This window comes from Glycomyces arizonensis DSM 44726 (genome assembly GCF_000482705.1).
Taxonomy (GTDB): Bacteria; Actinomycetota; Actinomycetes; order Mycobacteriales; family Micromonosporaceae; genus Glycomyces; species Glycomyces arizonensis.
Window position 1 is genome coordinate 21,099 of the sequence record NZ_AXWO01000017.1, and the last position, 13,085, is coordinate 34,183.

The 13,085-nt window shown below is 71.1% G+C and carries 11 protein-coding genes; 7 read left to right on the forward strand and 4 right to left on the reverse strand.

The genetic code is table 11. The features are described 5' to 3' along the window. Window positions 1–17 precede the first annotated feature (17 nt). From H613_RS26380 to H613_RS29285, 5 genes are all read left to right on the forward strand, one after another. On the forward strand, window positions 18–1,334 hold the full coding sequence (locus tag H613_RS26380; RefSeq protein ID WP_169731993.1) for a sensor histidine kinase: 1,317 nt from the start codon (window positions 18–20) through the stop codon (window positions 1,332–1,334). A gap of 8 nt (window positions 1,335–1,342) precedes the next feature. Continuing rightward, on the forward strand, window positions 1,343–1,984 hold the full coding sequence (locus tag H613_RS0113105; protein ID WP_026924154.1) for a LuxR C-terminal-related transcriptional regulator: 642 nt from the start codon (window positions 1,343–1,345) through the stop codon (window positions 1,982–1,984). 122 nt (window positions 1,985–2,106) lie between these two features. Then, window positions 2,107–3,054 (forward strand): acyl-CoA desaturase, encoded by a 948-nt coding sequence (locus tag H613_RS0113110; RefSeq protein WP_035738042.1) that lies wholly within the window; start codon window positions 2,107–2,109, stop codon window positions 3,052–3,054. A gap of 369 nt (window positions 3,055–3,423) precedes the next feature. Then, complete coding sequence (locus H613_RS26385) at window positions 3,424–3,924, forward strand: hypothetical protein (protein ID WP_156926012.1); 501 nt, start codon at window positions 3,424–3,426, stop codon at window positions 3,922–3,924. Continuing rightward, window positions 3,911–4,300, forward strand: coding sequence for a DUF6188 family protein (locus tag H613_RS29285; protein WP_156926013.1), 390 nt, complete (start codon window positions 3,911–3,913; stop codon window positions 4,298–4,300). Before H613_RS26385 ends, H613_RS29285 begins: the two co-directional genes overlap by 14 nt. 82 nt (window positions 4,301–4,382) lie before the next feature. Here H613_RS29285 and H613_RS0113125 read toward each other — a convergent pair whose 3' ends face one another. Together H613_RS0113125 and H613_RS0113130 are read right to left on the reverse strand one after the other, a co-directional pair. Next, window positions 4,383–5,363, reverse strand: coding sequence for an SDR family oxidoreductase (locus H613_RS0113125; RefSeq protein WP_211234811.1), 981 nt, complete (start codon window positions 5,361–5,363; stop codon window positions 4,383–4,385). Window positions 5,364–5,486: 123 nt separating this feature from the next. Further along, window positions 5,487–7,022 carry a helix-turn-helix domain-containing protein gene (locus H613_RS0113130; RefSeq protein WP_026924158.1) on the reverse strand — a complete coding sequence of 512 codons (1,536 nt, stop codon included), beginning with the start codon at window positions 7,020–7,022 and terminating at the stop codon, window positions 5,487–5,489. A gap of 136 nt (window positions 7,023–7,158) precedes the next feature. Between H613_RS0113130 and aceA the strand changes: the two genes are divergently transcribed. Beyond that, window positions 7,159–8,460, forward strand: a complete 1,302-nt coding sequence (aceA, locus tag H613_RS0113135; protein ID WP_026924159.1) for an isocitrate lyase — start codon at window positions 7,159–7,161, stop codon at window positions 8,458–8,460. A gap of 39 nt (window positions 8,461–8,499) precedes the next feature. Beyond that, window positions 8,500–10,116 (forward strand): malate synthase A, encoded by a 1,617-nt coding sequence (gene aceB, locus H613_RS0113140; protein ID WP_026924160.1) that lies wholly within the window; start codon window positions 8,500–8,502, stop codon window positions 10,114–10,116. 105 nt (window positions 10,117–10,221) lie between these two features. Here aceB and H613_RS0113145 read toward each other — a convergent pair whose 3' ends face one another. Together H613_RS0113145 and H613_RS26395 are read right to left on the reverse strand one after the other, a co-directional pair. Next, window positions 10,222–12,726, reverse strand: a complete 2,505-nt coding sequence (locus tag H613_RS0113145; RefSeq protein WP_035738044.1) for an Hsp70 family protein — start codon at window positions 12,724–12,726, stop codon at window positions 10,222–10,224. Further along, on the reverse strand, window positions 12,723–13,067 hold the full coding sequence (locus tag H613_RS26395; protein WP_051393317.1) for a hypothetical protein: 345 nt from the start codon (window positions 13,065–13,067) through the stop codon (window positions 12,723–12,725). The genes H613_RS0113145 and H613_RS26395 overlap by 4 nt, the downstream gene beginning before the upstream one ends. Between the last annotated feature and the right edge of the window lie 18 nt (window positions 13,068–13,085).

Here is a 13,085-nt window from a genome sequence, read left to right on the forward strand (position 1 = left end):
CAGGTACGCTCATGGTGATGCCACAGACGACCAACCCGATGACGCGACGGCTCGCCCTCCTGGGCTGGTCCGTCCGACGGTTCAGCCTCACGCTCGCCGCCGCCGTGCTGCTGGTCTTCGCGCTGCTCACCGGCGCCCTCGTCGTCTTCTGGATCGGCATCCCCCTCGCCGTCGCCGCCATCCTCGCCATCCGCGGCTGGGCCAGGCTCGAGCGCCGCAGCGTCGGCGAGCAGCTCCGCATCGACATCCCCGAGCCCTACAAGCCGGTGCCGAGGACCAGGCTCGACCAGCGGGCGCTCGCGCTCATCCGCGACTCCGCCACCTGGCGCGACGTCGCCTGGCTCGCCATCGACGCCACCCTCGGGCTCGCCGTCCACCTCGTCTACCTCGGCCTGTTCGGCGTCGCCGTCTACTACCTCGTGCAGCCCGTGCTCCTGGCGACCGTCCTCGACGCCTCCCACCCCGTGGTCAACGACCTGCGCTTCTACGACTTCGACACCCCCGCCAAGACGCTCCTGCTCATGCCGCTCGCCCTCGGCTTCGGCGCGGCATGGTGGCGCTGGGGCGAGCTGTTCCTGCGCTGGTACGGCCACCTGGGCGCCAAGCTCCTCGGCCCCACCGTGAACGCGCTGCTCACCGCCCGCGTCTTCGAACTGCGCGAATCGCGCGACCAGACCGTCGACCACGCCGCCGCCGAGCTGCGCCGCATCGAACGCGACCTCCACGACGGGGCCCAGGCCCGCATCGTCGCGCTCAGCCTGACCCTCGGCATGGCCGAGGAGCTGCTCCACAACGCGCAGCCCGACGAGGCCGCCAAGCTCGTCGGCGAGGCCCGCGAGGCCTGCTCCGAGGCGCTCAACGAGGTCCGCCACATCGCGCGCGGCATCCACCCTCCGGTCCTGGCCGACCGCGGCTTCTCCGGCGCGCTCCAGGCGATGTCGCTCGACCACCCGCTGCCGGTCGCCGTCGTCGACCGGCTCCGCGGGCCGCTGCCCGCCCCCGTCGAGGCGGCCGCCTACTTCGCCGCCAACGAGGTCCTCACCAACATCGCCAAGCACGCCGAGGCCACGAAGGTCCGCGTACTCGCGGGCCACGTCGACGGCGAGCTGCTCGTCGAGATCTATGATGACGGCCGGGGCGGCGCCGAGGCCGCCCCCGGCGGCGGCCTCGACGGCGTGCGCCGGCGCCTGGGCGCCTTCGACGGCACGCTCGTGGTGGTCAGCCCGGCCGGCGGCCCCACGATCGTGACGATGAAGATCCCCTGCGAGCCGATTCCCCTGGCCGCGGCGACCGGCGGGCACCGCGCCGCCGGTGATGACCGCACCACCGATTAAGGACCGCCATGGACGTCGTCCTCGCCGAAGACCACTCCCTCCTGCGCGACGGACTCACCCGGATGCTCGAAGCCCACAATTGCACCGTCGTCGAGGCCGTCGACAACGGTCCCGCGCTCACCGCGGCCCTGCTGGGGCACCGGCCCGACGTCGCCGTGGTCGACATCCGGCTGCCGCCGACCTTCACCGACGAGGGCCTGCGGGCCGCCATCGAGGCCCGCCGCACCATCCCCGCCCTGCCGATCCTGGTGCTCTCCCAGTACGTCGAGCAGCTGTACGCGCGCGAACTCCTCGGCGACCGCCGCGGCGGCGTCGGCTACCTGCTCAAGGACCGCGTCTCGAACGTGGGGGAGTTCATCGAGGCACTGCGGCGTGTCGCCGCGGGCGGCACCGCCATGGACCCCGAGGTGGTCGCCCGCCTGCTCGGCAGGCAGCAGAACCGGCTCGACGCGCTCACCGCCCGCGAGCAGGAGGTCCTGGCCCTCATGGCCGAGGGCCGGACCAACGCCGCGATTGCCTCGCAGCTGTTCGTCAGCGAGAAGGCCGTCGGCAAGCACTCGGCCAACGTCTTCCGCAAGCTCGGGCTCAACCAGTCAGAGGACGACAACCGGCGCGTCCTGGCCGTCCTCGCCTACCTCGAAGGCAACTGAAGTAGACCTAAGCCCCCTGTTGAGGGTGGGCATTACCGTCCGGAAAGCGGTGGTTCGCCCCACTGCGCCCCTGTCCTTTCGGGACGACGATGGAGGCGTCGAACCAGTCGAGGGGGCATGTCATGGCCGTACTGACCGGAAGCAGCACCAAGGCGGCCGGGCCCAGGCCCGTCAAGGGCGAGCCGCGCGACGCCGGGCGCCAGTCGCTGGTCTACCTCTTCCTGATCGTGCCGATGGCCGCCCTGGCGGCCGCGGTGCCGCTGGCGTGGACGACCGGCCTGCTCAGCTGGACGGACGTAATCCTCGCGGTCGTGTTCTTCGAGCTGACCGGCCACGGCGTCACCATCGGCTACCACCGGCTGTTCACGCACGGTTCGTTCAAGGCGAGCCGCCCGCTCAAGATCACCGTCGCGATCCTGGGCAGCATGGCCGTCCAGGGCCCGATCATCAACTGGGTGGCCGACCATCGGCGCCACCACGCGTTCTCCGACAAGGAGGGCGACCCGCACTCGCCGTGGCTGTTCGGGACCTCCGCCTGGGCGCTCACCAAGGGTTTCTGGCACGCGCACATGGGCTGGATGTTCCAGCGCGACAACACCAGCAACCAGGAGCGCTTCGCCCCTGACCTGCTGAAGGACAAGGACATCGTCGCGATCGACAAGCTGTTCTGGCTGTGGACGATCCTGACGTTCCTCTTGCCCGCCGTGCTCGGCGGCCTGATCACCATGTCGTGGACGGGCGCGCTCACCGCCTTCTTCTGGGCGGGCTTGGTCCGCGTCTCGGTGCTGCACCACACCACGTGGTCGACCAACTCGATCTGCCACATGATCGGCGAGCGGCCGTTCAAGAGCCGCGACAAGGCCGCGAACTTCTGGCCGCTGGCGCTGCTGTCGTTCGGCGAGTCCTGGCACAACTCCCACCACGCCGACCCGTCCTGCGCCCGCCACGGCGTGGGGCGCGGCCAGATCGACACCTCGGCCCGCTTCATCCGCCTGTTCGAGAAGGCAGGCTGGGCCGAGAACGTCAAATGGCCCACCGCCGAGCGGCTGGCGAAGCTCGCCAACGAATAGCCGAGCGATCGGGCAGGGGTTCAAAGCACAGGGGTTCAAAGCACAGGGGTGGGAACGCGCAGGCGTTCCGCCCCTGATCGCATGTCCGATGATGCCATTGTGGCGGTCCTCGAAGGACGGTTCGTGATGGCATTGTGAGCCGCCAGGGGAACCATTCGACTCGCGGTTCGTCATGGCTGTCGGATCTTGAGCAGATTGCGAGAATGCCGTCCTCCGGCGATTCCGGGGGCCCCGTTCAGCGCCGTATCGCGATAATCTGGAATGCCCCTCGACGGCTGGAGACCTATGGCCTCGATCGATGAGCTCACCGCCGTGATCGGTGCCGTGAAAGAACGGATCGATCGCATAGGCGCCGGTATCGCGAGATCATTGTCGCTCGCGAACGAATTGCGAGACGAATTCGCGGGCCTCGGCGCGACCGACAAGACCGCCGCGATCGAGACCGTCAAGCGGGAACTCGAATCCGGGCACCGCATCGCCACCGTCCTCACCGATCGGGCCGAGCAATTGCGGAGCCGGGCGGCGGCGCTCCGATCGAGCGATGGCGCCGCGGGCCGGTCCGAACCCGTCCCGGTCCCCGCTTCGCAGGGAGGCCGCCCTCCCGGCGTCCCTCGGCCATGGCGGGACTCGCCCGCCGACAACGGGAAGGGCCGGGTATGGCAGCGGCCCGGTTCGCGCGGGAACGCCGACACGCTCAGGACCATGGAGCCGACCGAGCGCTACCCCTACGGCTACATACGGTTTTACAATCAATTCGGTCAGCCGATAGGGCTCGACGGCAAACCCGGTTCACGCTCCGAAACCCACATACCGGTCCGGAAAGACGGGACCTACGACATACCGCAGGGATGGCACCATGACGAAGATTGAATTGGACGGTCAGACCATCGCTCGGGTATCGGAACAGTCGCCGCTCATCCTGTACACCAGTGGGGAATGGTCCGTCACCGTGGAATCGGCATTGACCTTCACCGATGCGGGCGATGCCACCCGGTGTTTCGAAGGGGACGATCCCGAGGCCGTCGCCGCATTGGGAACGCTGCTGCAAGGTCTGACGTTCCGGGCCTCCACCGTCGAGGACGGCTCGCTCCACCTCGCCTTCACCGGCGGCGGCGAACTGGTCGCGCCGCCCGATCCGCACTACGAGTCGTGGGGCGTCACCGGCCCGGCCGGGCAGCGCATCGTCTGCATGCCCGGCGGGGAACTGGCGGTGTGGACTGCCGAAGAGCCCCCCTCACGCCAGTGAGGCGAGGATCGCGGCCAGCCCCTCGGGACGGATCAGCGGCTCCACGCGCCCCGGCCATGCCCGACAGCGCGGACCGGTGCGCTCAACGCGAGCGTCGTTCGGCGCGGCGCCTGCGGCGGCGCAGCAGCAGCGCCCCGGTGATGCCGACCGCGGCGGCCATGGCGACCCCGCGTTGGACGGTGTGCCGCCGCCCTCCCCAGCCGCCCGTGACCTTGCCGTCCTCGGCCCGTTCGGACGGCTCGTAGAGGTTGCCCTCGGTATCCTCGGCCGCCCGCCTGCGCGAGAAGTGCTGCCGGTCGGCCTTCCGGGCCATGAGGCGCTCGGTCAGACCCGGGGCCCGCTCGCTCATCATCGCCACCAGGTGCGATCCCGCCCCGGCTCGCACCTCGCGGCGCGGCGAGCGCGCCGTCCTGACGATCGCGCGGGCGATCCGCTGCGGCGCGTTCACCGGCGGCATCGGCCGCACGCCGCGGCCGGTGCGATTGGCGGCCTCGCCGAACAGCGGCGTGTCGACGGTGCCCGGCAGGACGGTGCAGACGCGCACCTCGGGCAGGTCTTCGAGCAGCAGCTCGCCGCGCAGGCTCGCCGACAGCGACCGGACCGCCGCCTTCGACATGGCGTACGCCGAGACGTACGGCGGGGGCGCGTCGACGACGGCCGAGGCGACGTTGATGAGCACGCCCGAGCCCTGCTCGCGCATCCACGGCAGGGCCGCCCGCGCGCCGTTGACGCAGCCGAGCACGTTGACGTCGAGGACCCGCCGCAGGTCCTCCGGCGGCATCTGGAGGAACGGGGAGAAGATCGTCACCCCCGCGTTGTTGACCCACACGTCGAGGCTGCCGAACCGCCGGACCGCGGCGTCGGCCAGGCCGTCCACCGCGTCGGCGTCGGTCACGTCGACCTCCACGGCCGTCGCCGAGGCGCCCAGCTCCTCGCACGCGCCCACGGTGTCGTCCAGCGCCGACTTCCGGCGGGCGGCCAGCATCAGCGACGCCCCTTCCCTGGCGAAGGCCAGCGCCGTCGCCTTCCCGATCCCGCTGCTCGCTCCGGTGATGACCACCACTGCCCCGCATACCCGCATCCGGTCCGCCTCCCTGCGATCCCTGTGCTCACGGCCCGCTCGGGCCGGGGAGGTATTACCCGACTCGGCGGCGGTTACACCGCGTGATGTGAAGGTTCGCACCGGTCATCGGTCCGAATGGCGCTCCAGGAACCGGTAGACCTCGGTCTCGTCCACGCCGGGGAAGGACCCCAGCGGCATCGCGGCGAACTGCGAGGAGGCCGCCCGCGCCGTCGGCCACACCTGCCCCGCCCACGTCTCGGCCAGGTCCCGCGGCGGATTGCGGCAGCAGTCGGGCTCGGGGCAGCGCGAGACCGAGCGCGCCGTCGTCTCCTTGCCGCGGAACCACCTCGCCGACTCGTACGGCACGCCGATGCTCAGCGAGAACTCCCCGTCCGGGCCGCGCTCGGTGCGGGCGGTGCACCAGTACGTGCCCGTGGCCGTGTCGGTGTACTGGTTGAACGCGTTGAACTTGTCGGGCACGTCGAACACCTGGCGGCTCGTCCAGTACCGGCACACCGGCTGGCCCTCGATCGCGCCCGTCGCGTCGACGGGGAAGGCCACGTCGTCGTTCTCGTAGGCCTTGAAGACGATCCCGGACTTGTGGACCTTCTGGAAGTGCGTGCGGATGCCGAGGTGCTGCGTCGCGAGGTTGGTGAACCGGTGCGCGGCGGCCTCGTAGGACACCGCGAAGTTGTCGCGCAGGTCCTCGACGGCGATCTCCTTCTCCCGCATGGCCTCCCGCAGGAACCGCACGGCGCTCTGCTCGGGGATCAGGAGCGCGGCGGCCAGGTAGTTCGTGGCCACGCGCTGGCCGAGGAACTCCAGGTAGGTCTGCGGCACCCGGTGCTCCAGGACGTGGCTGGCGATCGCCTGGAGCAGCACCGTCCGCGGGTCGTGCGAGGAGTCCTTGTTCGGCGTCAGGTAGATCCGCCGGTTGCGCAGGTCGGTCACCGAGCGCGTCGAGTGCGGCAGGTCGTCGACGTGGCGCAGCGAGAACCTGAGATGGGCGGCCAGGTCGGAGATCTGGTGCTGCGAGAGCGGGCCGCTCGCGTACCCCACGTGCCCCAGGAGCGCGCGGGCCTCGGCCTCGATGTCGGCGAAGTAGTTGTCCTTCTCCCGCATGCGGCGGCGCAGCTCGGTGTTCGCGCGCCTGGCCTCCTCGGGCGTGGCCGCGTGCAGGTTCACCTGCCGGTCGACCTCGCGGTGCAGGCCCACGAGCGCCTCCAGCACCTCGGTGGGGATCCGCGAGGACGGCCTGATGCTCGGCAGGCCGAGCGCGGCGTACTGCTCGCTGCGCTGCGAGCGCTCGAGCTCGATCTCCAGGGCCACGCGGCGGTTCGGCGGCTCGGCCCCGAGCAGCTCGTCCGAGCTGACCCCGAGCGCCCGCGCCAGGGCCCGCAGCATCGACAGCTTCGGCTCCCGCTTGCCGTTCTCGATCAGCGACAGCTGCGAGGGCGCCGTGCCGACGGCCCCGCCGAGGTCGTCGAGGCTCATCCCGCGCCGCTTGCGCAAGTGGCGGATCTGCTTGCCGAGGCTGATGAGGTCCACGGCGGTGTCCTCGCCGGCCGACAGCTCGGCCGCCTCGGCGGCGCCCCAAGGCCGGTGCCCGGACGGCGGCTCCGCCGCGGGCGCCGCGCCCGCTGGAAAATTCTTTGCCATTTCTTCATTATCAGCGAAGAAACGCCGATCTTTCCAGACAGAACCGCTTACTTGTGGAGCCAAGACGGGAAAAGATGCTGTTACCTGCAAGTAGTGGCCGCCTCGCGACGGCCGCCGGGGACCTTGGGAGAAGACGATGTCCGACACCGCACGCGATCAGCGCCTCGCCGCCGAGCAGCTGGCCCTCGCCTGGGCCGCCGACCCGCGCTGGGCGCACACCGTCCGCGACTACAGCAGCGCCGACGTCGTGCGGCTGCGCGGCCGCGTCACCGAAGAGCACACCCTGGCCCGCCGCGGCGCCGAGAAGCTCTGGGCACAGCTGACCGACGACGCCGCGACCGGCGGCTACACGGGCGCGCTCGGCGCGCTCACCGGCAACCAGGCCGTCGAGCAGGTCAAGGCCGGGCTGCGCGCGATCTACCTCTCGGGCTGGCAGGTGGCCGCCGACGCCAACCTCGCCGCCCAGACCTACCCCGACCAGTCGCTGTACCCGGCGAACTCCGTCCCGCAGGTGGTGCGGCGCATCAACAACGCGCTCATGCGGGCCGACCAGATCGAGTGCGCCGAGGGCACCGCCTCGGTCGACGACTGGCTCGTCCCGATCGTCGCCGACGCCGAGGCCGGCTTCGGCGGCCCGCTCAACGCCTACGAGCTCATGAAGGCCATGATCGCCGCGGGCGCCGCCGCCGTCCACTGGGAGGACCAGCTCGCCTCCGAGAAGAAATGCGGGCACCTCGGCGGCAAGGTCCTCGTCCCGACCTCCCAGCACCTGCGCACCCTGAACGCCGCCCGCCTCGCCGCCGACGTCGAAGGCGTCCCCGCGCTCATCATCGCCCGCACCGACGCCGAGGCCGCCACGCTGCTCACCTCCGACGTGGACGAGCGCGACGCCGCCTTCCTCACCGGCGAGCGCACCGCCGAAGGCTACTACCGCGTCCGGTCCGGACTGGAGCCGTGCATCGCCCGCGCCAAGTCCTACGCGCCGTACGCGGACCTGCTGTGGATGGAGACCGGCACGCCCGACCTCGAAACGGCCCGCGCCTTCGCCGAAGCGGTCAAGGCCGAGCACCCCGAGCAGATGCTCGCCTACAACTGCTCGCCGTCGTTCAACTGGCGCCGCCACCTCGACGACGACACGATCGCCAAGTTCCAGCGCGAACTCGGATCGATGGGCTTCACCTTCCAGTTCATCACCCTCGCCGGATTCCACGCCCTCAACTACTCGATGTTCGACCTCGCCCACGGCTACGCCCGCGACGGCATGAGCGCCTACGTCGAACTCCAAGAACGCGAGTTCGCCGCCGAGGAACGCGGGTACACCGCCACCAGGCACCAGCGCGAGGTCGGCACCGGCTACTTCGACCACGTCACCGGCGCGCTCAACCCGAGCGGCTCCACGCTGGCGCTGGCGGGCTCCACCGAGACCGGGCAGTTCTGAGCAGGCACCACCGACACACACCGAGCAAGGAGAAAGCCAATGGACACCCTCACCGAGACCGGCACCGCCGAGGCGGTGGCCGTCACCGCCGCCGCGGTCGACCGCCAAGACGAGATCCTGACGCCGAAGGCGCTCGACTTCCTCGCCGAGCTGCACCGCGCCTTCGTCGGCCGCAGGCAGGAGCTCCTCCAGCGCCGCCAGGAGCGCCGCATCCAGATCGCCAACGGCACCGACCCGCACTTCCCGCCCGAGACCGCCGCGATCCGCGACGACCTCTCCTGGTCGGTCGCGCCGCTCGCGCCCGGCCTGGAGGACCGCCGCGTCGAGATCACCGGCCCGTGCGAGCGCAAGATGACCGTCAACGCCCTCAACTCCGGCGCGAAGTGCTGGCTGGCCGACATGGAGGACTCCTCCACGCCCAGCTGGTCCAACGTGGTCAACGCCCAGCTCAACCTCATCGACGCGATCGAGCACCGCATCGACTTCACCACCGACCAGGGCAAGGACTACCGCCTGAACGGCCAGGCGCTCACCGACCTGCCAACGATCATCGTCCGCCCCCGCGGCTGGCACCTGACCGAGCGGCACCTGCGCATCGACGGCGTCCCCATCAGCGGCGGCCTGGTCGACTTCGGTCTCTATTTCTTCCACAACGCCGAGCGGCTCATCGAACTCGGCCGCGGACCCTACTTCTACCTGCCGAAGCTCGAATCGCACCTCGAGGCGCGGCTGTGGAACGACGTGTTCGTCCTCGCCCAGGACCTGCTCGGCATCCCGCAGGGCACCATCAGGGCGACCGTCCTCATCGAGACGATCACCGCCGCGTTCGAGATGGAGGAGATCCTCTACGAGCTGCGCCGCCACTCCTCGGGGCTCAACGCCGGACGGTGGGACTACATCTTCTCGGTCATCAAGAACTTCCGCGAGCGGGGCACCCGCTTCATGCTGCCCGACCGCGGCCTGGTGACCATGACCCAGCCGTTCATGCGCGCCTACACCGAGCTGCTGGTCCGCACCTGCCACCGGCGCAGCGCCTCGGCGATCGGCGGCATGGCCGCGTTCATCCCGAACCGGCGCGACAGCGAGGCGAACGCCGCGGCCCTGGAGAAGGTCAGGGAGGACAAGACACGGGAGGCCGACGACGGCTTCGACGGCTCCTGGGTGGCCCACCCGGACCTCGTCCCGGTCGCCATGGCGGTCTTCGACGAGGCCTTCGGCGGCCTGCCCAACCAGATCGACCGGCTCCGCGAGGACGTCGTCCCCGACGACCGCGCCCTGCTCGACATCGCCTCGACCGAAGGGGACGTCACCGAACGCGGCATCAGGGCGAACCTCGAAGTCGGCATCCGCTACATCGAGTCGTGGCTGCGCGGCGAGGGCGCCGCGGCCATCAACAACCTGATGGAGGACGCCGCCACCGCCGAGATCTCCAGGTCCCAGATCTGGCAGTGGATCCACGGCGAGGCGTGCACCGACGCCGGGCGCGTCGTCACCCGCCAATGGGTCGAGGCGCTCATGCGCGAGGAGTTCGCCTCCTTCGACCGGTTCGAGGGCGACCGCTTCGACGACGCGCTGGAGATCTTCACCGAATGCGCGCTCGGCGAGGACTACCCGACGTTCCTGACCCTGCTGGCCTACGCCCGCTACCTCGACTAGGCCGCCTCCAAGCCGCCGCGCACGGGGCCCGCAGCCGGCGCCGGGACCCCGTACGGCGCACCGGCGCCGGAGGCCGAGACGTTCGGCCTCCGGCGCCGCTCCGACTCAACCGCGGTGGTCCACGCCGCTCCAGATCGAACCGGCCGCGCTCGGCCCGCCGCTCCGGTCGTCGAGCAGGTCCCGCAGCTGCATGTTGATCGTGCGCAGCCGCTCCGGCTCGCCCTGGTCGATCGCCCGGCGGCCCTCGACGATGAGCCGGTCGGCCTGCGCGGGACTGCGCATGTCCGACCGGTACTCGGTGAGGCTGGTGAAGATCATCGTCTGGAGCACCGGCCCGCGGTCGAGCACCCGCATCACGTGCTCCTGGAGCTCACCGGTCCGCTGCCGCAGCAGATCCGAATCGCGCGAGTCGATCGCCTCGGTGATCCGCCGCTCGTAGAGCGGCAGGTTCTCCCGGTCAGAAGCACTGCCGTGGGCGGTGATGAGGTCCCGCGCCTCGACCATGATGCCCTCGGCCTCCTCGACGAGCTCGGGCCAGCGCAGCTCGTCCTCGACCGCGTCGATGGCCACGCGCAGGTCGATGATCCGCTTGTGCGCCGCCAGGGCGTCGTCCTGGCTGGCGCGGGCCGCCGCCACGAGGCTCGCGACGTCCTCGGGCAGGCGCTCGTCGTCGATGCGCGAGAGGTGGATCTCGGCGAGCGGGCTGTGCAGCCCGGCCTGGCGCTCGCGCACCGCCGCGAGCCGCGACAGCTCCTCCTCGGCCATCGCCTCCAATTCCTCATGGCCCGGCGCCGACTCGGTGTTCAAGTTGATGGTGTGCTCGAAGACCTGGTCGAGCAGCGGCACCTCCAGGCTCGCGCGGATGATCCGGGACGTGTCGATCGCGATCGTCAACTTGACCTCGCTGCCCGCCGGGACGGTGCGGCCGACCTCGTCGGCGCGGACCTCGATCCTGCCGATGCGCCGGTTGCGGTCCCCGCGCGCGTGGACGCCCTCCAGCACCGGCACCGGCAGGATGCCGCCGCCCTCGCCGCGCTGGACGGTGACGGTGGTGCGCAGCGGGATGACCTGCCGGGTCGGCAGGGGCGTGCCCTGGGGGATCAGCGGCTTCATCCGGTTGCCGTCGAGCCCGACGGCGATCGTCGTGCCGAGCGTGGGCCGCTCCTCGACGGACCCGACGGTGTAGGACAGCTCGTCCGGGCTCACCGGCAGGAGCCGACCGGTGGCCTCGGACAGCTCGATCGCGTAGGTGTGTCGTCTCCCGCGCGTGGCCCACAGCGTCGTCGAGAAGTTCCCCCGGTCGGTGAGGTGGATCTTCCCGCTGCGCCACGCCGGGTCGGCCTCCCGGTCGACCAGTTCGACCGTGAGGTCCGACAGCGCCGCCTCGCCCTCGCCGGAGACCTGGCCCATGACGATCGGGTCGACGTCGGGGCTGACGCGCGGGTACTCGAGCCTGACGCGGTACCCGCCCGGCTCCGGCGAGGCCGGGAGCGCCTCGGTATCGAGCGGCTGGCCGCCCGCGAAGATCGCCGCGCCCCTGGCCACCACCGTCATCGGGTCCTGGTCGAACTCGAGCGGGATGCCCAGGCCACTGACGGGGTCGGCGATCCGCTCGCGCAGGTACGGCATGGCGGTCTGGCCGCCGACCATGATGACCTTCTCGATGTCGCCCGGCCCGATGCCGAGCCCGGCGAGCGCGTCCCTGCACAGGTTGACCGACTTCGACACGATCGGGTCGGCGAGGCGCTCGACGTCGGATCGGCGCAGCTCGTACTCGAACTCGTGCCGCCCGCCGCGCCGGTCCTCCAGCTCCGCCTCGATCCACGCGCCGTCGGTCAGGGACAGCTCGATCTTGGCGATCTCGGCGTTGCGCTTGAGCTTGCCGATCGCGCCCGCCCAGCGGGCGTCGCCCCTCGAGAGCCCCGCGAGCGCGGGGGCCTGCTCGACGGCGGCGGGGATGAGCAGCTCGTCGACGATCCGCCAGTCGATGACCTTGCCGCCCAGGAAGTTGTCGCCCGCGTGCCGCACCACCGAGAACTCGCCCTCGCGCAGGCGGATCACCGCCGCGTCGAAGGTGCCGCCGCCGAGGTCGTAGACCAGCCACATGGCGTTCTCGTCGGTGGCCTGGAAGCCGTAGCTGTGCGCCGCGGCGGCGGGCTCGGGCAGCAGCGGCGAGGAGGCCAGGCCCGCCAGCTCGGCGGCGCGCCTGGTGGCGTCGCACGCGCTCAGGTCGAACGCGGCCGGGACGGTGATGACCGCGGCCTCGACGTCCTCCCCGAGGCGGCGGGCGGCACTGGCGCGCAGCGACTTGAGGACCTCGGCCGAGAGCATCTCGGGGGTCATGGGCGTGCCCGCGAGGGTCTTGACCGGGTCCACGGTGCCCATGCGCAGCTTGAACTCGACGCAGGTGTGCTCGGGGTCGGACTCGCTGCGCTCGCGGGCGGCGCGGCCGACGTGCAGGCGCCCGCGCCGGTCGGCCCACACGGCCGAGGGGGTGGTCTCGTCGTTGTCGTTGTTCTTGACGACCTCGGTGCCGACGCCGCGCAGCACCGCGATCGCGCTGTTGGTGGTGCCCAGGTCGATGCCGAAGTCGATGGTGGTCCTGCTCATTCGCCCTGCTCCTTCTGCGCTTCCGGTTCGGTCTCGGGAATGCCGACGATGACCTCGCCCATGCGGATCACCTTGCCGCGCAGGTAGACCGCGGGGCTGACGGTCTCCAGGACCCGCTCCTCGGCGAGGCCGGCGGTGGGCTGGAAGGCCAGCACGCGCAGCTGGAGCCCCGAGGAGTAGGCGGCCCCGTCGTAGCCGCGGGCCTCGACGCCCATCGCCGCCAGCGCGTCGGCCGCGCTGAGGGCGTGGCGACCCACCGGGCCGTCGGGCGCCCGGCTCCGCAACCGCCACACCGCGACGGCGAGCTCGGCGAGCGGTCCTTCGTCTATGGCAACGGGCATGCGTCAACCTCCATGTGG

Coding starts and splice junctions, on each gene's coding strand:
- H613_RS26380 (WP_169731993.1), top strand. CDS start 18: ATGCCACAGACGACCAACCCGATGACGCGACGGCTCGCCCTCCTGGGC.
- H613_RS0113105 (WP_026924154.1), top strand. CDS start 1,343: ATGGACGTCGTCCTCGCCGAAGACCACTCCCTCCTGCGCGACGGACTC.
- H613_RS0113110 (WP_035738042.1), top strand. CDS start 2,107: ATGGCCGTACTGACCGGAAGCAGCACCAAGGCGGCCGGGCCCAGGCCC.
- H613_RS29285 (WP_156926013.1), top strand. CDS start 3,911: ATGACGAAGATTGAATTGGACGGTCAGACCATCGCTCGGGTATCGGAA.
- H613_RS0113130 (WP_026924158.1), bottom strand. CDS start 7,022: ATGGCAAAGAATTTTCCAGCGGGCGCGGCGCCCGCGGCGGAGCCGCCG.
- aceA (WP_026924159.1), top strand. CDS start 7,159: ATGTCCGACACCGCACGCGATCAGCGCCTCGCCGCCGAGCAGCTGGCC.
- aceB (WP_026924160.1), top strand. CDS start 8,500: ATGGACACCCTCACCGAGACCGGCACCGCCGAGGCGGTGGCCGTCACC.
- H613_RS0113145 (WP_035738044.1), bottom strand. CDS start 12,726: ATGAGCAGGACCACCATCGACTTCGGCATCGACCTGGGCACCACCAAC.
- H613_RS26395 (WP_051393317.1), bottom strand. CDS start 13,067: ATGCCCGTTGCCATAGACGAAGGACCGCTCGCCGAGCTCGCCGTCGCG.